Raw genomic sequence first — 25,030 nt, forward strand, 5'->3', positions numbered from 1 at the left:
TTTTATAAATTAACTAAAGCTATTATAACTTATAAAAAAATAGTTTTCAGAAATTAAATTAATAGATATTTATAACTATTTTCATCTTTCTTCGTTTTTCTATTATTTTTGCTAATTATTGCACTATATCGTCATTTGCACAAAATATCGGGTTATGATACGAAAAATTCACTATATATTGTGGTATCCCCTAAACCAGCACTATACATTGGGGGTGAACTAAAAACCTCTATTTTTACCCAATCCTTTAACATAGTTGACTACATTATTTATAGTAGTATAATGTTCTACATTGACTATTTATCATTATGGAGGGATGGCATATGAATTCATTTATAATAATATTACTTGGAATTGTTTTTTTAATGACACTAGGATACTACATAAGCTCTTTATATTCTGTTCATTATAAAACTGTATGGAAAAACAAATCAAATATTAAATATAGAGTAAAAACTAGTTCAATAACTTCTTACGCTCCTTTATTTGGTTTAATCCTAGCAACAATAATATTTGCTTTCTATTTTAGAAATTCTGGGTACAGTCCTATAATTACTGGAGCAATGGTTATAATTACTATTGTAGTTGGACTACTAATAAGATTAAGTATTAAAGAACTTTACTTTTTTGATACTTACTTAGTTTTTAAAAATAACTATATTGAATACTCAGAAATGGTCAACTTATTATTAAAAAGGAATCCTAAAAATGGAGCATATGAAATGGAAGTAACAACTAAGACTGACCTTGTATCTTGTAAGATAAATGTAGAAGATAGTAAATCTACTATTAAAGACATTAAGGTTATACTACCTAAAAACATAAAAATTAAAGAAGTAGATTGTAAAAATAAATAGAAAAAAGCGTCGCATTTTTTGCGACGCTTTTTTAAGTAGGATGAAACACGAAACCAAAGAAATTTTATCAATTGCTTGCTACAACCTTATGATAACATAGCATTGTTAAATCAAATTACATCTTTGTAAACTAATTGTAATATTGAGGTTAAATCCTATAGCCTACCAGCTTGATCCACTTCCACCACCAGTTCCTCCTCCTGAGAAACCTCCACCCGAGAAACCTCCATCAGAAGAACTTGTATTATGAGATCCCACAGTATCAGATACTGAATTCATATTAGTACTAATTATCCTAAGCATACTATAGCTATTTAAATCTGTATACCCTGTATAATATGGTGATTTATCTACTTCTATGCCCTCAAATTTATCAGCCCATTTATCTGTTATATTTAGTACTTGAGCATAAGGAAGTATATTATAAAAATAATTTGGATTTTCTTCTAGTAAGGCTTCTAACCTTTCTTTTTCTGCTGTTTCTAAAAATTTTCTGAATCCTAATATTTTTTCTAATATCTTTCTTCCATATTCACTTCTCTTTGGTAAAAGTCCTGCCATAATAATTATTGAAAAAATACATATAGCTACTACAATATCAGTTATAGCATAGGATCCTATCTTAAAGATTAATACTATAATAAAGGCTGATAATAAATATATAAATAAAGCAATAAAAAATCCTAATTTAGCTTTATTAGTAACAATTCTATTTAAATTATTTACGTTTAAAGCATAAATTATAATATACACAATACTTATTATTCCAGCTGATATTAAAGATAATCCAATTACATCTCCATTAGTTAAATTGCTTGTATACTTGGCAGAGATATAGAACAATACCATTGGAATAAATGATATGAATAATAACAACACTGAAATCTTTCTTGATTTTGCATCTGTTAGCTTCTTTCTTTTACCTTTAAATACTGATTGAACTGAATTAATAGCTGAGGAGATTTTATTTTCTAACTCTCCATTCCTTAGCTTAGCTTCTGTTACCTCATTACTTTTCTTAAATAGCCCTTTAAACAAAGTATGTTCATACTTTTTATGCTCACTATCTAGTTCACTGATTTTTATCAATTTAAACTCATTATTCTCATCAAAATTGATTTCTAAATGACCTTCACTTGCCCAAAGATAAATTAATGAAGTAATATCCTTAGGTGTACAACTATTTTTATAGGCATAAGCCAATTCTGCACTATTCATTCCATCTGGAGGATAAAACTCTAACTCTAGTTCGTATCTCCTTTTTTCTTTAAATACTAAAAATAAAATTCCTGAAATTATTACTACTATAAATGATAAAATAATAGTTTTTATTTCTGACTTATCCATCTCTCTTGTAAATAAACTATTATCACAGTCTATTGATATAAATACCTTTTCTCTTGGATGAATAGTATTTGTATTATTAAATGTAACCTTATTATTCTCTCTAGCTAGGGTATATCTATCCTTATTACTACCAATGCCTCTATCTAAAAAGTTTACCAAAGCATTTTCTATAGGAACCTCTGATTCTACATTTACAATAAGATTATCAACCTTACCTTCGTAATTATTACTCTTTAAACCTAAATAGATATCATCTGCAAGTCTTGGCCTAACCTTATAAGATACCTTAACCTTATATACTCCAACTTCTTTAGGAACATAAATTGAAGAGTATTTTTCTGACACTTTAAATTGGGAATTATCACAGCTTAATTCACTTATCTTATTATATTTATTATCATCCCATATCTTTATTTCATTTGATCCAAAATCATAGTTTTGTGATGTAACCTTTATTTCAAATTCTCTTTCTACCAAGTATTCCTTTTCTTTTGTAATCTTAATATTAACTATTTCATCATTTATATTGAAGGGATATTTTCTTTCTTTTACATTTTTAAATGTCCCTTCTTCTAACCTTGCATTTATAGTTATCCCATTATTTTCTTTAATTTCTTTTGTAGATTCAATTATAATTTCGTTATCTTTAACTGTATATTTAGAAAGCTTATTTTCTTTACTTCCATATTCCCCATCTGTTAAGGTAATATTCTCTAGCTTTCCTCCTTTAGGATACGTTATATTTGATCTAAAGCTTTCAACTCTTGTATCCCAAGTTGGCAATAGATTTAAATAAATATAGTCTCCATCAACTTCTTCATCATCATAATAATTTAGGGTATATTTTATTATATATCTTTTGTCTCCATCTATAGTTTCATCTTCATCACCTATTTTTAAACTTACATTCCCTGATTCCTTAGTTGATTCATAGGGTGCCCCTATTACAGAAATATCTGAAATACTACATTCCTCTGTACCTGATGAAGTAGTTATATCTCTTTTAATGCCATGTCTGTCTTCATTAAAGTAAACATCTATTGTTTCTGTTATAAAAAACTGTCTCTTATCATTAACCTCCACATCCACTTGCATATTTTTTATATAATATCCTTCATCTTCTGCTTTGGGCCTTACTTCTACAATGTTAATGATAAAAATACTAATTAAAACTGATATTATTACCCCTTTTAGCTTTTTCATATCAATCCCCACTTTTTATTATTTTTGACTATATTTTACCACAAAAAAGGTGGAGTGGATATTTATTTCCCTTGTTCCGTCGCAAGCTCCAAGTCACATGGAAACAAATATCCACCCCACGTGTACTAAAGGTAAGGAAATTATAAAATTACTATCCTTGATTTTATATTTTTTTAATATGAAATTATAATAATACCTTTGAGTTATAGTCAATTGAAATTTTATACTTTCCTAGACATCAAAAAAAGAGGAATTGCTTTGCAACTCCCCTCCATTAATTATTTATATTAATAATTTTCTGCTTTTACTTGGAAATATGATTGTGGATGAGCACATACTGGGCATACATCTGGAGCCTTCTTCCCAATACAGATATGTCCACAATTTGAGCATTGCCAAATTACATCTTCATCCTTAGAGAATACTAAATCTCCTTCTATATTAGCTAAAAGCTTTCTATATCTTTCTTCATGTTCCTTTTCAATTGCAGCAACGCCTTCAAAAAGCTTAGCTATATGTTCAAAGCCTTCTTCTCTTGCTTCTTTAGCAAATTTATCATACATGTCTGTCCATTCGTAGTTTTCTCCATCAGCTGCATCACTTAAATTAGTAGTAGTTTGTCCAATTCCATCATGTAATAACTTAAACCAAAGCTTTGCATGTTCCTTTTCATTTTTTGCAGTTTCTTCAAAAATAGATGCTATTTGAACATAACCATCTTTCTTAGCTTTAGATGCATAATACATATACTTATTAGTTGCCATTGATTCGCCTGCAAAGGCTTCCATTAAATTAGCTTCTGTTTTTGTACCTTTTAAATCCTTCATTAAAATCACCTCGTTAATTATTTAAATTTCTTTTTTCCAAAGACCATGTAAATTACAGTATTCATATGCTTCAATTACTTTTTCATCATCACCTATAACAAACTCTGCTTTTGGTTCATCACTTGGTGATAAATATTTCTTTTGAACACCCTTATCAGTTTTTAGATATATCCATTGTATATAATGAGCTTCCACCATTGGATGTAAAGTGCTTCCTACAACTACCTCTACTTTATTACCATCAATATTGACAACAGGAACATGTTTTTCTACTGCACCATCTGTTGTGTTAGCCTTTAACTCACTCATCTTTTCACCACAACAAACTATAGATACTCCTGATTCTCTTATTACTTCAACGATATTACCACAATGTTTGCAAATTAAAAATTTTGTTTCCATAATCTTTCCTCCTTTTTTCTCTATTTCTACTTTATATTACTAATTTTAACACAAAATTCTGAATATTTTATTAATATACTGTTAATTATATTATTCAAGACATAAAAAAATACCTATAGAATTCCTCCATAGGTATTTTTGACTAGATAGTTCCTATTTTAATTGCATCCTTTTGAACCTTATCTGGATCTGTTGGCTTTAAGTTTTCATGTACCTCATCCATTCTAAGTTCCGTCTTAACCACATCTTGAATTTCTTTGTTATACACATTCTTATCATTCATAATTTAATCCCTCCCTAAGGATAGGATGTCCATTTATTTATTCCTTTATCCTTTAAGTATATAACTTAATCTTTTTTCATTTATAGCTGTCATTTTGCTTTCTTTAAGCCAGTGATTATTACAGCCACACTCCTCTAAGATAACACACTGAGGAATAAATCCTAACCTTAATGCCTTCCATCCTCCAGAGATTAAATTTAGCACACAAGCTATTCCTATTATTCCTATCTTATCATTTTTTTCTCTTTTTGCATTTAATAAATTTGTTTCATGTGATATAATATATACCTTAAAATCTAAACTTTTTCCTAAGATTGTTAACTTATTTATATTGCATTCTTTTGAGCATCTTTTACATACATCTCCAAGTTTTTCTTTTGAACTAGGGCATGGCTTTAAAGTTTGTTTCATTCAAGCTGGTGCAAAGACAATTTTTTCTTCACATCTTAAAAATTTTTCTTTATATACCTTATTTAATATTTCAGCACAAACCATATTAAAAATGTACTGTATTTCTCCCTTGCCACAATAAATTATATCCTCTTTGTTTCTATGTATTAATTCATATGTACTTAAATAACTCTTTACACCTGATATATACTCTCCTAAATAATACTGACCTTCCTTTAGAAGATATTCCCCTTCCTTTAAAGCAAACATTAAAACTTTTCCTACATAATTAGAATCTTTTTCACATAAAAAATCCATCCATATGTTAAGCCTAAAGACTTCTTCTTTAAAATCACCTGTACATTCCAACCAAGATAGGATCTTCTTAAATAAATCTAAATCTAATTCTTTAATTTTTTTCTTTTTTAATAAATTCTTAAGTATTGCTCTACCTTTTATAATATCTACTTTTTCTTTTATTCTTTCTTTATCCCTTAAGGAATTTAACCATTTAAAAATTCCACTCCACTTAGGATTGAAACCATAGGCATATTCACTATACTCCATAAGAATTACACCAATAAATAATAATTCTACTGCATATTCCTCTTTAGTCCTTAAAGCTTCTACTTTGTTTTTCACTATATACTCCATAAAGTCTTGTAGATATTCCTTTCCATTTTGAAAAACATCTAAAATTACTTTCTTGCTTAACCTTTCAGCTTTTTCGTAATAGTTATTTGAAGCAGCTTGTCCCCCTTTCAATGAATATGTTATGGAACTCATGATACACCTTCCTTTATATAATATTTAAACTATGTCCTTTAACATATATTACTCTTTTTGAAAACACCCCATGAACTACAGTGATAACCTCCCCCCTCTGTTATAGATAAATAATTTGCTTTAACAAAAAACTTTATTTCACGTTTATTATTAAAACCAGTAGCATATACTGTAAATCTAGTAAATTGATGTTCAGTTTCAACAGTTGCTATCCCTGAACAAACACCTGTTAGACTTGTTTCTATACCAAATAAACATTCAATAAAAAATAATGATATTAAGTAGATAGCATAATATGCGCTTATTCTTCTACATCTTATGATAAACCTTGTTTCCTCGTGAGGAGAAAACCAAATTTTAAATCTCCAATAAAATTAATCTACCAATTTTTTTAATTTCTCTTCTCTACCATATTAATAATCACCCCTTATTTCTAATTAATTCTATAATTAAAAATAAATACCTTTAACTCTAAATATAAAAAAGCCACACTAGTTTACTAGCATGGCTCTTATCTTACAATAATATTATTTTGCTTCTTTTGAAGCAGGTAATATTACTTCTACTTCCACATGTGGTCTTGGAATTACATGTACTGAAATTAATTCTCCAACACGTTGTGCTGCAGCTGCACCTGCATCTGTAGCAGCCTTAACAGCTCCAACATCTCCTCTAACCATTACAGTTACTAATCCTCCACCAACATATTCTTTTCCTATTAAATATACGTTTGCAGCCTTAACCATTGCATCTGCTGCTTCTATTGATCCTACTAATCCTTTTGTTTCAATCATTCCTAATGCATCATATTTCATTTTTAAATCCTCCTAAAATATTAATAAATTTATTTATTATAATTTTTTTATTATAATCTACTAATGTTTAACAATTTCAACCTTTGATTTAGAATTAATTCCCATAGCATTTACTTCTTCAATATCCAAGTGACACTCAAGCTTTGAAGCATCATTGGCTCTTATTGCTACATTATTGAAAATTCCACCTCTTATTGTGTCAAACTTTATTGATACAATTTCGCCATCATGAACTCCTAGTTCTCTTGCATCGCATGGAGTCATGTGTATATGTCTTTGAGCTACTATTAATCCCTCTTTAATTTGTGTTGCTCCCTTTGGTCCTACTAAGGTTACTCCAGGAGTATTTGCTAGGTCTCCAGATAATCTTGGATAAGCAGCTGTTCCTAACTTAACACAATCTCCTGCTAAAACTTCTACTTGTGTTTTGCTCCTTATTGGTCCAAGAATCCTAACTTTCTCTATAGCTCCTTTAGGGCCACAAATAGTAATAGTTTCTTTGCAAGCATATTGACCTGGTTGAGATAAATCTTTAATTTTAGTTAACTTATATCCTTTACCAAATAACATATCTAAGTCTTCTTGAGATAAGTGAGCATGTCTATTAGATACTCCAACAGGTATCTCAAATGCCTTAGGCTCTATTACTTCTTTTCCTTGGTTATTCTGTATAGCTTCAACTAAAAGCTTTAATACAGCCTCGTATTTATCCATCTATTTTGCCCCTTTCATAGCGGCAACGATTTGATTAACTAAATTTCTTATTTCTTCATTATTCTCAGTATCATTTGCAGCTTTACATTTTTCTGTATTGCATTCATTATTAGATAGTCTTTGCGCTGCAGCAAAAATTTCTGCTGGACTCATATTTAAACTTTGATTGTTCACTGAATGGCAATTTTCTTCAGTCTTTATACAATTAAATGTTGGATCTGTTGATGCTAATGTTGCACAATCCTTTAATCCATAAGCTACTCTCTTAACATTAATTAAGTGTCTTGGAGTTACATTCTCAGAAACTGAGCTTCCACCCCATGTTCCACATCCTAATGTAAATGATGGCATAAGTCCTGTACTTGCACCTGTTCCACCTTGTGTACCTCCAGTGTTAACCAAAATACGTGATGCTGGTTTTCTAGCAAACTTCATCACTATATTTCTATCTTCAGTATGAAGACTCATAGTATGACCAATTCCGTTTTGAAGCAACTTAATGCTTAATTCACATGCTTCTTGATCATCTTTAACTGTATAGAACCCAAGAACTGTTGTTAATTTTTCAAATGATAGAGGATATCCTTCTCCAACACCCTTTTGTTCACCAATAAGTACTTTTGTTCCTTGTGGAATACTTATTCCAGCTGCATTAGCTATTACTTGTGGGGATCTACCAACAAATTTAGCATTCATTGCATGTCCATTTTTGAACAGTAGTCTACAAACTTTTTCAGTTTCTTCATCTGTCATGAAGTAAGCACCTTGCTTTTTAAACTCTTCTACAACTAAGTCATGATTACATTCTTCACAAATTATAGATTGTTCTGAAGCACATATTGTACCATTATCAAAAGTCTTACTTGCCATAATGTTTCTTACAGCTTGTTGAACATTTGCAGTTCTTTCTATATAAGCAGGCGAATTACCTGCACCTACTCCTAAAGCTGGTTTACCAGCACTATATGCTGCCTTAACCATTGCAGGACCACCTGTTGCTATAATTAATGACACTTCCTTACTCTTCATTAATTCATTAGTTGCTCCTAGAGATGGCTTAGTTATGCACCCAACAATATTCTTTGGTGCACCTGCCTCTACTGCAGCATCATGCATTAATTGAGCTGCCTTTATAGTACATTTTGCAGCTGATGGATGTGGTGAAAATACTATAGCATTACGTGATTTTATAGCTATTATTGATTTAAATATTGTTGTTGATGTTGGATTAGTTGAAGGAACAATTCCCATTACTAGTCCAACTGGTTCAGCAACTTCAATTATTTTATTGACGTTATCTTCATTTATTACACCTATAGTCTTCATATCTTTAATTGAATCGTATAAAACTCCAGATGCTAAATGATTCTTAAATGTCTTGTCTTCAACTTTACCAAAACCAGTCTCTTCAACAGCCATCTGTGCTAAGCATGCCGCATTTTCCTCAGCTACCCTAACCATATTACATATTATTTTATTAATTTGTTCTTCTGTATAATCTGCAATAATGTCAGTAGCTGCTTTCCCAAGTCTAGCTAAATCTCTTGCTTCTTGTATAGAACATAAATCCTTATCAAAATTTTGCATTTTTCTTCCTCCTTATTTCAGACTCAAATGTTATTTCTTTTCATAGTATAATTTAAACTTCTCAATCAAGACGTTTTTGTTTGCTTTAGAAATTTGTCTTCCTACTATTTCAAACTTGTTATACTCACGTGCTAAGTTTCTTAGCTTCGTAACCTTAAGTTTTCCTAAAGTAGCAATGGTTTCTTCTAACCCATTTTCTTGCACAAGCTTATCTACATCTTCTTTATGAAATTTACTAATATCATTAACTATAATTAAATTTTCATCGTCTACTAATTCGCTTTCTTCTGATATAACAGTTGTGATACTTTCTGTATTATCTTCTAAAGGAGTATCATTCTTAATAATATCTGTATCAGTAGTACTATCTTCTTTTGTTTCTTCTCTCTCTTGTATTGTTTTAGTTTCAATTATCATACCTAATTCATTATGAGGTCTAGGAATTACATGATTTGAAATTAAGAATTCACTACCTAATTTCTTTACAGCAGCAATACCAGCCTCTATGGAAGCTTTTACAGCTCCAACATCTCCTGTTATGGTAATTGTAACTAATCCACCACCTACATATGATTTTTCAAGGATACTTACATCTGCTGCCTTTACCATAATATCGGCACCCTCAACAGCTGCAATTAATCCCTTTGTTTCTAGTAAACCTAATGCCTGCATAGATTAGTCCTCCTTTTAATGCCACTATAAAAGATCAGCCCAGTTTGCAGGATATGTTGCATAGAATATTTTTGCTTTGTCAGGTGAACCCCAAACTACTTTAGATCCTGAAGGTACAAATAACACATCTCCCGCATGGGCAGTATATGTTTTACCATTTAGTTCAACAGTTAATGTCCCTTCAATTACATAATCAATCTCTTCATAAGTTAGTTCCCAATCAAATCTTGATTTTTCAATTACTAAAAAACCAGCACTCATTTTTGATTCTTCTTTACTTACTAATTCTTGATAATGAGCATTTGCATCTGGATTCCCTGTATCAAACACATCCAACTTTACTGTGTTACCTCTAACTATTTTAAGACCATTGACATCGCATTCTGATTCATATGGAAGATTCTCTCCCTTTAAACATTTAAGAACTTCTTGTAAAAGGCCTTTATTCATCATAGCTTTAAACAACTTTAACATGGCTTCAGAATCTAAATCACTATCTGATAAATTTAAATTAATATTTGATTTTAATTCACACCCTTGGCTTTCTGTTGTTAATTCTATGCTCTTATTTTTTGCCAAGTCTTTTGCAGATGGAGTTATAATCATATCACTGGTAACATAAAATTTTGTTTTTCCTGTTTTTATGAACTCTTCCATCTCTTTTACACATATTAACTTTTTCATTTACTCACTTCCTTTCAATGTATAACTGAAATTTATATAAAATCACAGTCATCATCAATGATGCCCACAACTACTGCATCTACCGGAATATTATCATCACCAAGCATTCTACGTGCTGCGGAACCAGTGCTTACAATAACTCTGTCACCAATACCTGCACTAATTATATCCACTACTATTAACCTTCTACCTGCTTCTGTACCACCTATTACCTCAGCAAGCATAAATTTTAATCCATTTAATGATTCGGCCTTTCTAGTAGCCCATACATTGTCTATTAGTTTAGCTGTAATCATATTATCTTTCCCTCTTTCAACTTGAGCTTTATTTCGTTAATGGCAGATTCTACTGATGATATATCTCCAAATATAGCAAGTAGTATCATATGTTGAGGGCAATTTCCTTTAATATCCTCAACTGTAACATCAACTGCTTTATCTGCAATATCTGATGCATAAATCATATCTATAAGTTTTCCTTGTACTAATCCTATTGCACCAATATTATCTAAATCAGTTTTACAACCTGTCCCCATTCTTCTTCTAAGAATATTTTTTGTGCTCTCAGAAGGTGATTTAATAATTCTGAAATCCACTTCTTCACACTCTCCTTATTCAATAATTTCTTGAGTACAGCTTAATGCTATTCCAAGTGGGGTCACAAACATAGGATTCTTAGGCTTATGTGTATATATACCAATTTGTTTTTGTATAACATCCTCAATTCCTGTCAAGCAACATGTTCCTCCTACAAGAGATATTCCATCAACATCATATCCTTTTACATGTTGATTAATTATTGATGCTACTTTTTCAATAACTGGCTTTAAAACTGGTAAAAGTTCTTTATGATTATTATTGTCTCTCTTAAACTCATCTGCTTTAGCAAAAGGCATTCCATAAGCACCTGAAATAACTAATGAAAAATGTGTACCTCCTGTAGGTTCATCAACTACATGAACAACTTTCCCATCCTTCAGAATAGATATTCCTGTTGTTCCTCCCCCTATATCTACAACCGCTCCATTTTGTATTTTTAAAACTTCATTAGCTGCAGTAGGTTCATCAAGAAGGTTTGTTAATTCAAATCCAGCAGCTTGAACAACATTTTTTATAGCTCCAGAATCTAAAGCATCTGTTCCTGGTGGAATAGCAGCAGCTGCATAAATTAATTCTGCATTAATTTTTTCTTCTATTTCTTTTTTCAACTCTCTAACAATTCTTACTGCTCCTAAATAATCTACTACCATGCCATCACGAACAACATCCGCATATCTATATGCACCAGCTACTGGTTTATAATTTTCATCTAAAACTGCTAAAACTATGCAAGCTGTACCTAAATCAACACCTGTATAATACGTAGAAGTTCCCCCTACTTTAGGTGACTCTATTACATGTTCAAACTCTTCAACGAGATTATCACAATATTCAAAAGCTATACTTTTCTCTGACATCTCTCTCCTCCTACTGTTATACAAATCATCTGGGATATACTATTTATAATTGAATTAACATTCTTTATAATTTCATTTCCTGTCTGACTTTCATCATGCTCATAACTTTCACTAATTTCTAAACTTACTTCTCTTAAAGCACATCTTAATAAATGAAGTTTTAATATTTCCTTACCTTTTTCAAGTTGTATATGAAACTCAGTAATTTCAAAACAGTCTTCTATATTATCAAAGAAATTTTCTTTGGATATTCCACTACATTCTTTAACTTCAATTGTTTCTAAAGTAGAGTTACCTTCAACAACTTTTCTAATGTTTGTAACCTTTCTTCCTAAACTAATGATTTTCTGTGCTAAAATAATATCTAAAGTCAATAGCTCTCTACTAGTATCAAAGAATAAAGCTTCAATAGACTTTAATCTATTGCATAGCTTTTCTCTTTTTCTTTTTTGAGATATCTCACCTTCTTTTGAGTCATTGACTTGAGTAACCTTTTTCTTTTCTTGAACGACATCATCTTCCATCTTTATTCCTTTATCAGATAGATATTGTCTTGCTCCAGGTGTAAGGCGTTGTCCTTCAGCTAATTTATATGTATCAAAGGGAGCTTCCTTATAAACATCCCTTAAATACTCTTCAGTAATAAACTTCATCATCTCCTCATTACTCCTCACACTTTTCAAATAAATATTTTTTTAAAACATCAATTCCTGTTCTTTTTATAAAACTAATATCAAAATAAGGTTCATTTACTCCTATTCTCTTAAGCTGATGCAAGCATATATTCCTATTTTCTGGATTCATATCACTCTTAGTAATCACTCCAATCACTGGACAATTAAATAACTTTGCCCATCCTGGAGAATACACATCTACACTATTTGATTGATCAACTAAAATAAGAATTTTTGAAGCATCTTGAGATACTGCAATAACATGTTTATACATCCATGAATTTTCTATATATGCACTTGGTACATCTATAGTATTTTTCCCATAAATAATATCTGATGTTCTTCTTAATGGACCAGTATAACCATTAAGCTCATTAGCCAAAGTTGTTTTGCCACTTTTTGAAGGACCAATAATCATTATTCGTTTTTTTCTCATGTTCGTGTTATTGGAGCAACTGTAAAGCCCAGCATATTTTTTAAAGCATCATTTACTGCACTAAGTGCTGTTTCAACACTTTGAACATCACCATTTATAACTACTGATCCAGTGAAACGATCAAGAAATCCAATTTCAACATCTGCAACTTTAGTTGCTATATCAGCAGCTATTATTGCTGTTTCAAAAGGAGAAAGAGTTAGTATTCCAATAGCTCCCTTATCATCAATTCCTAATCTTTCATATATATCTGGCATAGGTGAGGCAATAATATGAGCTATTGTTATTTGCTTACCTGGTACTGACTCTTGTATAACACGCTGTATATTCTTATTAAGAAAATCCTCCATAACCTTACTTTCCACCTTTTTATTTATTTGAAAATCATTTAGTGACGAACCACTTTAACAGGCAAATCATAATTCTTAATCCAACTTTCAATCTTATCTAAATCCTCATTACTTAAGCTCGGATCACCTTCAATTGGATATGGAACTCCAAGTTGATTATATTTATTAACCCCCATCTTGTGATAAGGTAATAAATCAATGCCTTTAAAATTTTTATAGTCTTTATATGGAAGTAAAAACTTCATAACATTTTCTATATCTTCCTGACAATCATTAACTCCCTTAAGTAATGGCATACGAATTTGCACATTATACTTTCTGCGAAGAAGTTCCTTCAAATTTTCTAAGATTTGTTCATTTCTAACACCTGTCCAATATAAATGTTTGTCAGAATTTATATGCTTAATATCAAACAAGAACAGGTCAGTAAACTCTGCAACTTTAAGGACTGATTCTAGCTTTGCATATCCACATGTTTCTATTGCTGTATTAATACCTTCATTTTTACATGCCATAAGCAAGCTACTTGCAGCCTCAGGTTGCATTAAAACTTCTCCACCACCAAGTGTTACTCCACCACCAGAAACTTCATAGAAAGTTCTATCTTCTTCAATTATTTCTAGAAGTTCAGATATAGTTTTTTCTTCTCCTATTATAGAAATAGCTGACTTTACACATTCTTCCTTACACTTTCCACAACCAATACAGTCAATATTTCTATTTACTTCGTGCTTTAAGGTTTCATTTGAAATTGTGTGTATACCTACTGGACAGGCAGAAACACAGGCTCCGCAATTAATGCACAAATTGCTTTTAAACAATACTCTATGTTTTCTAATCATCCCCTCAGGGTTTGCACACCATTTACACCTAAGTGGACATCCTTGAAAGAAGATTAAAGTTCTTACTCCTGGTCCGTCATACATGTTGTATTTCTGTATATTAAATATAGTTGCTTTTCTTTCCAAGACTCCTAGATTTTCATTACTCATTCTTATTTCTCCACTATTATTTTTTCTGGTTGTGACTATATAAATTAATCCTCTATATAGCCACTTACCAGATTAAATTTTAATTATTAGAAATGTGTTAAGACTGTTCTACTTATAATTTCATCTTGAACATCTTTGCAAAGTTCTACAAAATATGCACTATATCCAGCTACACGAACAATTAAATCTCTATATTGATCAGGATGTTTTTGAGCTTCTATTAATGTCTTATTATCTAAGTAATTAAATTGAACTTCTCCAAGTTGAAGAGCACATGCACTACGTAGTAGTGTAATAATTCCCTCTTCACCTTCCTTAGTTTCAAGTAATCCTGATATAAGCTTGAAGTTATGAACCATACCTATATTCATGTTTTCGCAACTCATTTTTGATACAGATTTTATTATTGCTGTAGGTCCCTTATAGTCAGAACCTTGGCTTGGACTTATTCCATCAGATAATGGCATCCAAGCTCTACGTCCATTTGCTGACGCTCCTGTTAATTGTCCAAATGGAGTATTATTAGAAATTGATAATGTTCCATGACTTAATACTGAATATAAAGTCTTATATTTGCGATGTTCCATTTCTGTAAAGTTGATAAGTTCTGCAGCTATATAGTCCGCATAATCATCGTCATTACCATACTTAGGTGCTTCTAAACAGTCTTTTCTTAGTTTTTCATAACCAACAAAGTCTGCCTTTAAAGCTTCATTTAATTCTCTTAATGTATATTTCTTTTCTTCAAATACTAATTTCTTAATTGCTGCCATAGAATCTGTATATGTTGCAAGTCCACTCCAAACAACTCCTGGTCCAAAGTTATACATTGCTCCACCAGCTTCTACTCCTCTACCATTTTCCATACATCCTTCATACATAATTGACATAAGTGGCTTTGGAGCAAGTTCTCTATGAACACGTTGTGAAATTACTGTTGCTACACTTGTCCATTTAGTAATATATTTTATTTGTTCTTTTACTGCGGCTTCAAATTCCTCATAAGTTTTAAAGCTATCTATATCACCAAGATTTGGACAAACTTGTTTTCCATACCATAAAGGAACACCTTGATTAAGAACAAGTTCTATACATATTGGCCATTGTGTGTATGCTGTAGAAGTCCATTGATATAATCTTCCTGATTTTTGTGGTTCTACGCATCCCATTAAGCAATAATCTCTAGCATCTTCAAGAGAAACCCCCTTTGCTAGCATCATCTTAATATGAACATCATCAAAGTGACATGCTGGGAATCCCATTCCTGCACGGATAACTTGTACTATCTTCTTTAAGAATTTTTGTGGTGACCCTTTATGAATACGACATGCTAATGAAGGTTGATATATTTTTACATGTCTAACAGCATCCATTAATAAGTAAGTTAATTCGTTTGTAGCATCCCTACCTTCTCTAGTTACACCACCAACACACATATTTACAAATGGTTGATATCCTGCAAAGAATTTAGAACCACCTTCACTTGTAATCCACATCATTTCTGACATCTTTATAAGCATACATCCAGCAAGTTCAAAAGCTTCAAAATCAGTCATTCTACCTGATTCAATATCAGCCTTATAGAATGGATACATATATTGGTCAACACGTCCAATAGACATACCAGTTTGATTTTCTTCTACAACTAATAGAGATTCTATTGTCCAAACTGCTTGTATAGCTTCCCAGAATGTAGTTGGCTTATGAGCTGGAACTTTAGCATTTACTTCTGAAATCTTTAATAATTCAGCTTTACGTTTAGGATTTGTTTCCTTTTCAGCTAATTCTGCAGCATAGTCTGACATACGTTTTGCATAAATCATAACTCCTTCTGCAGTATCTATTATTGATTTATAGAAATATATTTTATCTATATCTTCTGGCTTTTCATAATTTAATTTTGCTAATTTCTCTTCTGCCTCTCTCTTGATATCTAACATACCTTTTTTCATCAAGATAACATCATATCCAGGGTTAGAATCTCCACCACCATTTATTGCATGGTATGAACAATCTGAAACAAAAGACTCACCTGATAATTCCCATACACCTGCTTCACGATATTGATCTTCACAATATTCATCAACTGATTTTCCTTTCCAGAATGGGAATATCTCTTCTCTCATATATTTTTTATCTTCTTCTGATATATAGAATGGGTCTTGTGGACGAGTTGCTATAGTATCTAACTCATCTACCATCCATCTCCAAGCTATATCCGGAGAGAATGCACCAGCACGTGGAGCACCATTTGGAGCACCAACTATAAGTTCATTATCTTGAATAACTAACGGTGCAGTTTCACAACAATATTTAAAGCTCTTACCACGTAAAATTGCTTTAGGGGCTCCTGGATTTTCTTTTGCAATCTTTGTAATTGCCTTAGCACGATGAATAGTGATTTTAGGAACTTGCTTTAAATAATTTTCCTTTAACTTCATCAAACGTGTTGTTATTCCATCTGGAATTTGTCCATTATTTTCACATACTACATTAGACTTAGTATCCTCGTCCTTTGTTATCTCATTAGAAACACTCTCAAACATCTCTATCAAAGCTTCACGTTCTGAAGGAGACATATTTTGAGTTGCTTCCATTAATTTATTTGAAAACTCACGAATATCCAATTTACTACCTCACATTCTATTAATTATTTTTATTAGCTATTTTAATTCTTTAAGAATCTTCTTCAGTAGCATCTTTAATAGCTCTTCATTATCATTTTCATTATTATTTAATCTATCATTGCTACCTTGAGGTTCCTCTACATTAGTAATAGAAGTTATTATTTCTTTCATTCTTCTAACGCCATAACCTACTTTTCGAATATATATAAGATTCATAGGTGAAACATTATCAGATGTCATACCCTTTCCTGCTGAACCACTTCCTAGTGTCATAGAAGGGAATAAATTTGTAGTTACTCCCATACTTCCAAATACTCCTGGTGTATTTACAAGTATCCTACCAACAGGTTTTTTTAAAGCAAATTGACGAATTACTTCTTCATCATTAGAGTGAATGACTAAAGTATGTCCTTGTCTTTCACTTAGCAATAATTCAATACATTTTTCACATGCATTCATCCAATCATCTTCTATATACATAGATATAACTGGGCAAAGTTTTTCTTTAGAATATGGATTATTTGCTGAAACATACTTTTGCTGTGAAATTAGAATCTTAATCTCATCAGAAATATTAAATCCTGCCCTTTTTGCTAAGAATTGTGGTGATTTACCTATATAATCTACATCTAAACTTCCATCTGCTTTATACAAAAGTGAACCAAGCTTTTCAGACTCATCCTCACTCATAAAATATCCACCATTCTTTTGAAGTTCACTTTTAACTTCTGATGCAATACAACTATCTACAACAATAGATTGTTCAGCTGCTGAAAGCACTCCATTATCGAAAGTTTTACTATCAATTATGTCTTTTACTGCTTGCTTAATATCTGCTGTACGCTCTATGAATGCTGGTCCATTTCCTGTGCCTCCATATATTAATGGTTTTCCAGACTCATATGCTAAATCCAACATTCCAGGTACACCTGTATTCATAATTAGTGAAGTATCTCTATGGTTCATTAACTCCACAGACCCACTTCTAGTAACAGTATGAAGATAGGAAATAGCTCCTTCTGGCAATCCATATCCCTCTGCTGCCCTAATTAGTATATCAATAGTCTTACTAATAGTTTTTTTACCTCTAGGGTGAGGAGAAAAAATTATAGCATTTCCTGATTTTATAGCAATAAGTGCATTATAAATTGTTGTAGACACTGGACTTGTTGCAGGACAAAAGGCTACAATTACTCCTATTGGAACTCCAACATCCATAGTCTTCTGCTCTTCATCTCGCTTAATAATGCCTACACAATTCATATTCCTTAATCTTTCCCTTAAATAGGAACATATAAAGGTATTTTTTATTCTTTTATCTTCCCATTTACCATATTCAGTTTCTTCATGTGACATTTTCGAAAGCTCAATTATGTGTTTTTCAATTTCCTCAGTCATACGCTCAACTATTTCATCAAGCTTACTTTGAGGAAATGTTGCAAGTTTCTTTTGTGCTTCACGAGCATTTTCAACAAGTATCCTTGCTTCCTGCATAGAGAGTAGATCATTGTCAATAATATTCATTTTTCTCTCTCCTTCTATTTAAAAACTTTCTTTAATTTTGCTCTGGTATAAGATTCTTTATTGCATAACGTTCAATAATCTTTTCAAGATCTTGATGTGGTCTTGCAATAACTACTGAGCTATAAAGATTCCCATCTTCCATTTCTTTAACAACTTTAACTCCAGCATCAACTGCTGTCTTACAAGCACCAACATCTCCACGTACTAATACCGAAATATATCCAGAGGCAACGTTTTCATAACCTACAAGCTCAACATCAGCCGCTTTGCACATAGCATCTGCTGCTTCCAATGCGAAAACTAAGCCGAAAGTCTCAATTAATCCTATAGCTTCATATCTCGCCATATACATCATTTCCTTTCTATATTAACTATCTATATCATGTACTGAAACAATATCTCCTACTTCTCTAATAGGTCTAGGCATAACATTCTTTGCTGTTAATTTACCAATAGCAGCAGCAGCTTCAGCACCTGCTTCAACAGCTGATCTTACGGCAGCTACATCCCCTTTTACTATTATGGTAACAAGGGTTGAACCAATATTTTCATATGAAATCAGCTCAACATCTGAAGCTTTTAACATTTTATCTGCTGCTTCAAGTGCTGGTACTAATCCTATGGTTTCTATAAGACCTAATGCTTCATCTCCATAATATCTCATGAAATTTCCTCCTTCCAAGCTGAGCATATCTATACATACCCTAAGATTTTTTATATTAATAATCTGTTTTATTTTTAATTATGTTCTATTCCCTAAAGTGATTATAGTCCTTTCCCATAAGGGGAAAGTCAATATGTTTTTCTATAAATTTATTTTTTAGGGAATAAACATAATCTAAGTTAATAGCTACCATTCAATGAAAAATTTATATGTTTTATCTCGCTATTAATCCATATAATATATCTTGGAAAATTACCCTAAGGTAAATGTTTTAATCTTTTATATATTTATTAATTGTAGCTGCCCCTTCTTCATGAGCATGATAATAAACTCTTAGTTCTTCATTAGAATCAAGCATATATCTAGTTTCTTCTATAAGCCCATTTGCCTCCGCTGTCATTAAAGCTGTAGTTACATCTTTCTTGTTTAAAGCTTTAAAGCTTCCATATTCTCCTTTTAAAGCTTCAATAATATCTTCTGCACAAGCCTCTTTTACTTTAGTAAAATGTTTTAATATTGCATAATTAAGCGGTTTCATCAATTTCACTCCCTTTTTTTCTTCTAAAAATATCTAATGGATTCATGGCTATTGTTAAAATTCCAACCATCATTATGATAGCTCCAATCCATGCTACAGCTGGTAATGCCCAACCTTCCATTCCTGCAAATACTCCTAATAATAAGAAGCAGAATAAAGGTCCAAAGAAAGAGTATGTCCCATTACATGCAGTACCAAGTCCTGCACCACACATACTATTACCAGCATACCAAGTCATAAAAGTAATGAATGTTAATAATCCGCTAAATACAAACCAAATCATAGCTGGTCCACTTGTAAATGCTTGAAAAGCTAAGTCAATTGAAATATCAACTCCTCCAGCCATTACACCTAATACTGGAACTATAATAAATAAGTTTGCTATTCCTGATGTTACTTGACGTATACATATTCCTATTTCTGGATCAATCATTGCTGTTCCATACCCAGCAACACATCCTTCAAATCCCCATCCTAATGCAGCTATTACTGCAACTAATAAACCTAATACCAATGTTGGAGAAGTTTCCCCTCCAAAGCCTGTACTTCCTATTAAAAAACTTGCAAATACACAAATTAAAATTCCAACGCTCATACGCTTATTTAATTCTTGCTTATAAAGAACTCTACCTAAAATAGCAGCTATAGCTGGACATAGTGCAGATATCGGAACTACGATTGAACCAGCCAATTGGATTGATACAACATAAGCTGTCCCAGCTATTGGACCACCAATTAATGCTGCTAATATCATAATCTTACCTGGCTTTGACTTTAGACACCTTACAAAATCTTTAAACTTTCCTTTAGCTATTGAATTTAATATTGCCCATACGGCACTACAAGTATCATTAATAGCATTTCCTAAAGCTGCAACTAAATATATAACCACAAAAGTAGATAATCCTGCTGTATTTGCCCCTGTCCAATCTTCCCATACACCTTTTCTCATGGCCATTGTTAAGAAAGCTGTATAAAGGCCGTAAGTTACCCCCGAAAACAAAGCTAACGTGATACCTTTTTTAAAAAAGTTACTAGCTAATTTCTTTTTAGCTTCCGTTGCTTTTATGCTAACTTCTTTTATATTGACTTTATCTGTTGAAACTACATTCATGATAAATCTCCCTTCTTTTATTAAATTAATTGTATTAGTGAATATGTTTTTAGATCAGTAAATCGCCAGCTATACTTATCTATCCAAATATAAATCTTAGAAGATTGCTGCTTGATATCCCTCCTATCATCCTTTTATTCAATTTCTGTTTGAGCGTAATTCTCAACACAACTTTAATATAAACCTGAGCTAGCCATCCAAAGAAATATTCCAAATTTCCTTAACAAAACTAAAACTTATATTATATATCGTTTACAACACTCCCCAAGTGTTCTACTAAAATATAATAAAAATTTAAGCCAACTTTTAATAAACTGTTTAAACGTTTAACTCAAGGATATTAAAGCAACAAACTTGTCACATCTCTGCTTAAATAATTTAGAATAACAACTTATTTATTTCTTTGTGGACAACTATATCCTAATTCGAATTATATGCCTTCCCCTTAGGAGGAAGGTCAATAGAAATTTGATATTAATTTAACATTATTTTTATAAGTCCTTTTTTCTCAATTATCTTTTAAAATATGAAAAAGTGTATACTAAAAAATAACTTGATTTTTCAGTATACACTTTCATAATTTCTTTATTATTTATTTTTTTATTTTAAAAATTACTTCTGTCACAAATTTTTCTGGTACTTGCGTTGTCCAATAATCAGTTACATATCTTTCATAACATTCATCCTCACATGTATAACCATGCTTTTTAATCCATTCACTCATCTTTTTGTAAGTTTCATTTATAGTTTCATGTGGACCTATATGATAACAAGATACAACTGTACCGCCACCATATTCCACTTTTATCCCATCATCACACTTTAAAATTGTTTCTTGCATTATCCTCATCTTTTTACAATTACCATTCATCTTATCCTTAAAAGATGGATATGATATTATAACTGGTCCTGTTATTGCATTCTTCTTGCTTTCTATATAATTAGTAAATTCAATATTTATTATTGAATCCATATAATCATATTTAAAGTCTTGATCTAAGAAAATCATTTCTTTCTTTTCTATATATTTCACTCCAACTTGACAAGCATTACATTCCATTATCCCCTCAGCCTCTAGAATAAGCTTGTACCAATCATTTACTGATCTTAACTTTAATTCAAGTTCACTTTGTAATGATATTAATTCATCTATCTTTTTTCTGAAACCATTTTCAATTTTAAAGTAAGATGCCCCTCCAAGATATTCCCTCATCTCATCAAGTTTAAAACCACTTTGTTTATAATATTTTATTAAAGGCACCAACAAAAGATTTCTTTTACTATAGTATCTATATCCACTATCATCTGATATCTTATCTGGTGATAAAATCCCTATTTTATCATAATATCGCAAAGCTTTTTTCGTAATCTTACACATTTCTTCAACTTTACCTATAGAGTACATATCATTTTCCATAAATAAGCCTCCAACTTTTATATTCTCCCCAATTTATTTATAAAAATGATCTATTATATTTATTTTTTATATCTTTCCCCAAAGAAAAAAACCACCATATGGTGGTTTAATTTACTTTAGTTTATCTATTATATTAGATAAATCTTCTCTAGTAACAGCCCTAGGATTTGCTTCTGTGCATACATCCTTTAACGCAGCCTTTAAAATCTCTTCCATAGATTCTTCTAATAGCCCAATATCTACTCCTTGCTTAGTAAGTGTAGTTGGAATCATAAGATTCTTTTGAAGTTCTTCAATCTTCCTAATTAAATTATTAACTCCAATATGGACATTAGGTGCATGAAGTTTCAAAAGCTTTGCTAATCTCTGATACTTCTTAGCTGCTAAACTATAATCCTTATTGTATAAACCACCATTTAAATTTGCATTAAATTTTATTATATGAGGCAATATTATAGCATTGCTTCTTCCATGTGGGATATGCAATTTACCCCCTATAGCATGAGCTAAACTATGTGTAATACCAAGACCTGCTGCATTAAAAGCAATCCCTGCTAGACAAGAAGCATTATGAAGTTTTTCTCTAGCTAATAAATTATTACCATCTTCATATGCTAATGGTAAAAATCTAACAGCAAGAGTTAATGCTTTTTCAGCTAAAGCATCTGAAAAATCAGTAGCTCCATTAGCTACATAAGCTTCAATGGCATGAGTAATTACATCCATTCCTGTATCTGCAGTTATACTTTTAGGAACTGATTTAACAAGTTCCGGGTCTAATATAGCCACATTAGGCAACAATGACTCACTTGTTAAAGCATATTTTATCCCCTCTTGTTTATTAGTAATTACAGCATACTCTGTAACTTCCGAACCTGTCCCACTAGTTGTTGGAATTGCGTAAAATTCTTCTATTTTTTGTATACCGTCATTTAAATTATTATAATACTCTTTTATTGATTTTGCTGCATCAATAGCTGAACCGCCACCTAATGCAATAATTACTTCTGCATTGCATGCTTTAAGAGCTTGAATTCCTGATGCAATAATTTCTACTGCTGGGTCTGGAACAACATCACTGAATATGGATACTTCACAATTAGATAGTTCTTTCGAAACCTTTTCAACCATCCCTGAAGTTTCCATAAACTTATCGCATACAATTAAAACTTTCTTATTTTTAATATCATTGAGCTTATTTAATGATCCCTTACCAAAATAAACTCTTGTACGAATACCAAATTCATTCATTTTATTTTCTCCTTATTGAAAAGTTAAATAAAATAAATAATTTAGTTATTCTATTATTTAAGATTAGATTTGTGACAAGTTATATTTCTTTACTTTCCTAATTATATCATAATATATATTATATTCAAGATTCTTACTTAACTAATATTGACAAAATATCCCCTTTTTCTCTGTACTTATTAGCATTATATATAATAAAATTCAACTAATCATAAAAGAAAAAATGTATTTTTCTTTTAATTTATCATAAATTATATTATACTTTTCTAGTTTCTAATATTCTAACTACATTTTCAGTTGATATCTCTAGGTTCTCTTTCCCTTTGCTTAATGCTTCATCTAAAGAAATTACCCCTGGGGTTATTCCTATTACAGAATCTATTCCTAATGAATATAATTCATCTATTCCTTCCCCAATTCTTCCCCCAAAAGCTATTACAGGAATGTTATACTTTTTAGCTATTTTAGCTACTCCTATAGGAGTTTTTCCAAACTTAGTTTGAAAATCTATACTTCCTTCCCCTGTAAATACAAAATCTGCCTTTCTTACTTTATCTTCCAAATTAGAATGCTTAATTACTAAATCTATTCCCGATTCTAGTTTTCCATTACAAAAACCTATTAAAGCTGCACCAAGTCCTCCTGCTGCACCTGCACCTTCAACCTTATCAATTTCTTTTCCCATATCTCTTTTTACTACTTCTGCATAATGTTTTAAGTTACTATCTAACTCCTCTAATGTTTCTTTATTTCCACCCTTTTGAGCCCCAAATACAAAGCTTGCACCATTCTCTCCTGTTAATGGATTCTTTACATCACAAGCTACTTCTATTTTTACATCATAAATTCTTTTATCAAAACCACTTAAATCTATTGTACATAAATCTTTTAAGACGCCACCACCAAATGCTATCTCTTTTCCATCACTGTCCTTAAAACTTGCCCCTAATGCCTGAAGCATACCAACTCCACCATCATTAGTTGCACTGCCACCTAAGCCTATAATTATTCTTTCTATATTCATATCTAAAGCATATTTTATAAGTTCACCAGTTCCAAAGGTAGTAGTAAGGAGTGGATTTCTATCCTCTAATTTAACTAAGTGAATTCCACTAGCTTCTGCCATTTCTATTACAGCAGTCTTTCCATCACCTAATATTCCAAACTTTGCTTTCACCTTATTTCCTAGTGGAGCTGTTACTTCTACTTCATGCAAATTTCCATTGGTAGATTCTATTAAAGCATCTACTGTACCTTCACCACCATCTGCCATAGGAACATGTATACAGGTAGCATCTTTAAAAACTTTTCTTATTCCATTTTCCATAGATATACAAGCTTCCTTAGCTGTCATACTCTCCTTAAATGAATCTGGTGCTAAAATAAATTTCATATCATTCACCTCTAAATAAAATTATTG

Annotated in this window: 28 protein-coding genes; 1 reads left to right on the top strand and 27 read right to left on the bottom strand. The window is 31.3% G+C overall.

Annotated elements, in window-relative coordinates; genetic code table 11:
- Positions 1-323 precede the first annotated feature (323 nt).
- Entirely contained in the window at positions 324-857 is a 534-nt protein-coding gene (locus I4V16_RS01465; protein ID WP_027097941.1) for a hypothetical protein, read from the top strand.
- 162 nt (positions 858-1,019) lie between these two features.
- Here I4V16_RS01465 and I4V16_RS01470 read toward each other — a convergent pair whose 3' ends face one another.
- The 27 genes from I4V16_RS01470 to I4V16_RS01600 form a co-directional block, all read right to left on the bottom strand.
- A complete protein-coding gene (locus tag I4V16_RS01470; protein ID WP_195259497.1) occupies positions 1,020-3,407 on the bottom strand; it encodes a DUF2207 domain-containing protein in 2,388 nt (795 codons plus the stop codon).
- Between the two features lie 287 nt (positions 3,408-3,694).
- On the bottom strand, positions 3,695-4,234 hold the full coding sequence (rbr, locus tag I4V16_RS01475; RefSeq protein WP_027097943.1) for a rubrerythrin: 540 nt from the start codon (positions 4,232-4,234) through the stop codon (positions 3,695-3,697).
- Positions 4,235-4,255: 21 nt separating this feature from the next.
- A complete protein-coding gene (locus I4V16_RS01480; protein WP_027097944.1) occupies positions 4,256-4,636 on the bottom strand; it encodes a desulfoferrodoxin family protein in 381 nt (126 codons plus the stop codon).
- Between the two features lie 142 nt (positions 4,637-4,778).
- Positions 4,779-4,919 (bottom strand): hypothetical protein, encoded by a 141-nt coding sequence (locus tag I4V16_RS01485; protein WP_155849292.1) that lies wholly within the window; start codon positions 4,917-4,919, stop codon positions 4,779-4,781.
- 45 nt (positions 4,920-4,964) lie between these two features.
- Positions 4,965-5,330, bottom strand: coding sequence for a DUF116 domain-containing protein (locus I4V16_RS01490; RefSeq protein WP_195966381.1), 366 nt, complete (start codon positions 5,328-5,330; stop codon positions 4,965-4,967).
- On the bottom strand, positions 5,331-6,095 hold the full coding sequence (locus I4V16_RS01495; RefSeq protein WP_195966383.1) for a hypothetical protein: 765 nt from the start codon (positions 6,093-6,095) through the stop codon (positions 5,331-5,333).
- Positions 6,096-6,622: 527 nt separating this feature from the next.
- Positions 6,623-6,910: an ethanolamine utilization microcompartment protein EutM gene (gene eutM / locus I4V16_RS01500; RefSeq protein WP_027097946.1), complete on the bottom strand. Its 288-nt coding sequence runs from the start codon at positions 6,908-6,910 to the stop codon at positions 6,623-6,625.
- Between the two features lie 60 nt (positions 6,911-6,970).
- Entirely contained in the window at positions 6,971-7,624 is a 654-nt protein-coding gene (locus tag I4V16_RS01505) for a phosphate propanoyltransferase (protein WP_027097947.1), read from the bottom strand.
- Positions 7,625-9,211: an acetaldehyde dehydrogenase (acetylating) gene (locus tag I4V16_RS01510; protein WP_027097948.1), complete on the bottom strand. Its 1,587-nt coding sequence runs from the start codon at positions 9,209-9,211 to the stop codon at positions 7,625-7,627.
- Positions 9,212-9,241: 30 nt separating this feature from the next.
- The gene (locus tag I4V16_RS01515) at positions 9,242-9,883 is read right to left on the bottom strand and encodes a BMC domain-containing protein (protein WP_027097949.1); all 642 of its coding nucleotides are present in this window, start codon (positions 9,881-9,883) and stop codon (positions 9,242-9,244) included.
- A 24-nt stretch (positions 9,884-9,907) separates the two neighbouring features.
- Positions 9,908-10,567 carry a cupin domain-containing protein gene (locus tag I4V16_RS01520; protein WP_055183788.1) on the bottom strand — a complete coding sequence of 220 codons (660 nt, stop codon included), beginning with the start codon at positions 10,565-10,567 and terminating at the stop codon, positions 9,908-9,910.
- 32 nt (positions 10,568-10,599) lie between these two features.
- Complete coding sequence (locus tag I4V16_RS01525) at positions 10,600-10,863, bottom strand: EutN/CcmL family microcompartment protein (RefSeq protein WP_027097951.1); 264 nt, start codon at positions 10,861-10,863, stop codon at positions 10,600-10,602.
- Complete coding sequence (locus I4V16_RS01530; RefSeq protein WP_027097952.1) at positions 10,860-11,162, bottom strand: BMC domain-containing protein; 303 nt, start codon at positions 11,160-11,162, stop codon at positions 10,860-10,862. Before I4V16_RS01530 ends, I4V16_RS01525 begins: the two co-directional genes overlap by 4 nt.
- Before the next feature lie 15 nt (positions 11,163-11,177).
- On the bottom strand, positions 11,178-12,023 hold the full coding sequence (eutJ, locus tag I4V16_RS01535; protein WP_195966385.1) for an ethanolamine utilization protein EutJ: 846 nt from the start codon (positions 12,021-12,023) through the stop codon (positions 11,178-11,180).
- Complete coding sequence (locus I4V16_RS01540; RefSeq protein ID WP_027097954.1) at positions 12,005-12,679, bottom strand: ATP--cob(I)alamin adenosyltransferase; 675 nt, start codon at positions 12,677-12,679, stop codon at positions 12,005-12,007. The genes eutJ and I4V16_RS01540 overlap by 19 nt, the downstream gene beginning before the upstream one ends.
- A 7-nt stretch (positions 12,680-12,686) precedes the next feature.
- Positions 12,687-13,133, bottom strand: coding sequence for a EutP/PduV family microcompartment system protein (locus I4V16_RS01545; RefSeq protein ID WP_027097955.1), 447 nt, complete (start codon positions 13,131-13,133; stop codon positions 12,687-12,689).
- Positions 13,130-13,483: a BMC domain-containing protein gene (locus tag I4V16_RS01550; protein WP_027097956.1), complete on the bottom strand. Its 354-nt coding sequence runs from the start codon at positions 13,481-13,483 to the stop codon at positions 13,130-13,132. Before I4V16_RS01550 ends, I4V16_RS01545 begins: the two co-directional genes overlap by 4 nt.
- Positions 13,484-13,521: 38 nt before the next feature.
- Positions 13,522-14,475, bottom strand: coding sequence for a choline TMA-lyase-activating enzyme (gene cutD, locus I4V16_RS01555; protein ID WP_027097957.1), 954 nt, complete (start codon positions 14,473-14,475; stop codon positions 13,522-13,524).
- A gap of 86 nt (positions 14,476-14,561) precedes the next feature.
- Positions 14,562-17,102 (bottom strand): choline trimethylamine-lyase, encoded by a 2,541-nt coding sequence (gene cutC, locus I4V16_RS01560; protein WP_027097958.1) that lies wholly within the window; start codon positions 17,100-17,102, stop codon positions 14,562-14,564.
- Positions 17,103-17,138: 36 nt separating this feature from the next.
- Positions 17,139-18,626, bottom strand: coding sequence for an aldehyde dehydrogenase family protein (locus tag I4V16_RS01565; RefSeq protein WP_051195931.1), 1,488 nt, complete (start codon positions 18,624-18,626; stop codon positions 17,139-17,141).
- A 31-nt stretch (positions 18,627-18,657) separates the two neighbouring features.
- Entirely contained in the window at positions 18,658-18,972 is a 315-nt protein-coding gene (locus I4V16_RS01570; protein WP_027097959.1) for a BMC domain-containing protein, read from the bottom strand.
- A gap of 21 nt (positions 18,973-18,993) precedes the next feature.
- The gene (locus tag I4V16_RS01575) at positions 18,994-19,290 is read right to left on the bottom strand and encodes a BMC domain-containing protein (protein WP_027097960.1); all 297 of its coding nucleotides are present in this window, start codon (positions 19,288-19,290) and stop codon (positions 18,994-18,996) included.
- A gap of 271 nt (positions 19,291-19,561) precedes the next feature.
- Entirely contained in the window at positions 19,562-19,828 is a 267-nt protein-coding gene (locus I4V16_RS01580) for a hypothetical protein (protein WP_027097961.1), read from the bottom strand.
- Positions 19,815-20,942: a membrane protein gene (locus I4V16_RS01585; RefSeq protein ID WP_049179076.1), complete on the bottom strand. Its 1,128-nt coding sequence runs from the start codon at positions 20,940-20,942 to the stop codon at positions 19,815-19,817. The genes I4V16_RS01580 and I4V16_RS01585 overlap by 14 nt, the downstream gene beginning before the upstream one ends.
- Positions 20,943-21,534: 592 nt before the next feature.
- Positions 21,535-22,359: a GyrI-like domain-containing protein gene (locus I4V16_RS01590; protein WP_027097963.1), complete on the bottom strand. Its 825-nt coding sequence runs from the start codon at positions 22,357-22,359 to the stop codon at positions 21,535-21,537.
- Between the two features lie 111 nt (positions 22,360-22,470).
- Positions 22,471-23,610 carry a 1-propanol dehydrogenase PduQ gene (locus I4V16_RS01595; RefSeq protein ID WP_027097964.1) on the bottom strand — a complete coding sequence of 380 codons (1,140 nt, stop codon included), beginning with the start codon at positions 23,608-23,610 and terminating at the stop codon, positions 22,471-22,473.
- Positions 23,611-23,866: 256 nt separating this feature from the next.
- Entirely contained in the window at positions 23,867-25,003 is a 1,137-nt protein-coding gene (locus tag I4V16_RS01600) for a glycerate kinase (protein ID WP_027097965.1), read from the bottom strand.
- Between the last annotated feature and the right edge of the window lie 27 nt (positions 25,004-25,030).

The organism is Clostridium sp. 1001283B150210_160208_E6, assembly GCF_015669365.1.
Taxonomy (GTDB): Bacteria; Bacillota; Clostridia; order Clostridiales; family Clostridiaceae; genus Clostridium; species Clostridium paraputrificum.

Excerpts from the sequence above, each read along its gene's own strand:
- I4V16_RS01465 (WP_027097941.1), top strand. The coding sequence starts at position 324 with ATGAATTCATTTATAATAATATTACTTGGAATTGTTTTTTTAATGACA.
- I4V16_RS01470 (WP_195259497.1), bottom strand. The coding sequence starts at position 3,407 with ATGAAAAAGCTAAAAGGGGTAATAATATCAGTTTTAATTAGTATTTTT.
- rbr (WP_027097943.1), bottom strand. The coding sequence starts at position 4,234 with ATGAAGGATTTAAAAGGTACAAAAACAGAAGCTAATTTAATGGAAGCC.
- I4V16_RS01480 (WP_027097944.1), bottom strand. The coding sequence starts at position 4,636 with ATGGAAACAAAATTTTTAATTTGCAAACATTGTGGTAATATCGTTGAA.
- I4V16_RS01485 (WP_155849292.1), bottom strand. The coding sequence starts at position 4,919 with ATGAATGATAAGAATGTGTATAACAAAGAAATTCAAGATGTGGTTAAG.
- I4V16_RS01490 (WP_195966381.1), bottom strand. The coding sequence starts at position 5,330 with ATGAAACAAACTTTAAAGCCATGCCCTAGTTCAAAAGAAAAACTTGGA.
- I4V16_RS01495 (WP_195966383.1), bottom strand. The coding sequence starts at position 6,095 with ATGAGTTCCATAACATATTCATTGAAAGGGGGACAAGCTGCTTCAAAT.
- eutM (WP_027097946.1), bottom strand. The coding sequence starts at position 6,910 with ATGAAATATGATGCATTAGGAATGATTGAAACAAAAGGATTAGTAGGA.
- I4V16_RS01505 (WP_027097947.1), bottom strand. The coding sequence starts at position 7,624 with ATGGATAAATACGAGGCTGTATTAAAGCTTTTAGTTGAAGCTATACAG.
- I4V16_RS01510 (WP_027097948.1), bottom strand. The coding sequence starts at position 9,211 with ATGCAAAATTTTGATAAGGATTTATGTTCTATACAAGAAGCAAGAGAT.
- I4V16_RS01515 (WP_027097949.1), bottom strand. The coding sequence starts at position 9,883 with ATGCAGGCATTAGGTTTACTAGAAACAAAGGGATTAATTGCAGCTGTT.
- I4V16_RS01520 (WP_055183788.1), bottom strand. The coding sequence starts at position 10,567 with ATGAAAAAGTTAATATGTGTAAAAGAGATGGAAGAGTTCATAAAAACA.
- I4V16_RS01525 (WP_027097951.1), bottom strand. The coding sequence starts at position 10,863 with ATGATTACAGCTAAACTAATAGACAATGTATGGGCTACTAGAAAGGCC.
- eutJ (WP_195966385.1), bottom strand. The coding sequence starts at position 12,023 with ATGTCAGAGAAAAGTATAGCTTTTGAATATTGTGATAATCTCGTTGAA.
- I4V16_RS01540 (WP_027097954.1), bottom strand. The coding sequence starts at position 12,679 with ATGATGAAGTTTATTACTGAAGAGTATTTAAGGGATGTTTATAAGGAA.
- I4V16_RS01545 (WP_027097955.1), bottom strand. The coding sequence starts at position 13,133 with ATGAGAAAAAAACGAATAATGATTATTGGTCCTTCAAAAAGTGGCAAA.
- I4V16_RS01550 (WP_027097956.1), bottom strand. The coding sequence starts at position 13,483 with ATGGAGGATTTTCTTAATAAGAATATACAGCGTGTTATACAAGAGTCA.
- cutD (WP_027097957.1), bottom strand. The coding sequence starts at position 14,475 with ATGAGTAATGAAAATCTAGGAGTCTTGGAAAGAAAAGCAACTATATTT.
- I4V16_RS01565 (WP_051195931.1), bottom strand. The coding sequence starts at position 18,626 with ATGAATATTATTGACAATGATCTACTCTCTATGCAGGAAGCAAGGATA.
- I4V16_RS01570 (WP_027097959.1), bottom strand. The coding sequence starts at position 18,972 with ATGGCGAGATATGAAGCTATAGGATTAATTGAGACTTTCGGCTTAGTT.
- I4V16_RS01575 (WP_027097960.1), bottom strand. The coding sequence starts at position 19,290 with ATGAGATATTATGGAGATGAAGCATTAGGTCTTATAGAAACCATAGGA.
- I4V16_RS01580 (WP_027097961.1), bottom strand. The coding sequence starts at position 19,828 with ATGAAACCGCTTAATTATGCAATATTAAAACATTTTACTAAAGTAAAA.
- I4V16_RS01585 (WP_049179076.1), bottom strand. The coding sequence starts at position 20,942 with ATGAATGTAGTTTCAACAGATAAAGTCAATATAAAAGAAGTTAGCATA.
- I4V16_RS01590 (WP_027097963.1), bottom strand. The coding sequence starts at position 22,359 with ATGGAAAATGATATGTACTCTATAGGTAAAGTTGAAGAAATGTGTAAG.
- I4V16_RS01595 (WP_027097964.1), bottom strand. The coding sequence starts at position 23,610 with ATGAATGAATTTGGTATTCGTACAAGAGTTTATTTTGGTAAGGGATCA.
- I4V16_RS01600 (WP_027097965.1), bottom strand. The coding sequence starts at position 25,003 with ATGAAATTTATTTTAGCACCAGATTCATTTAAGGAGAGTATGACAGCT.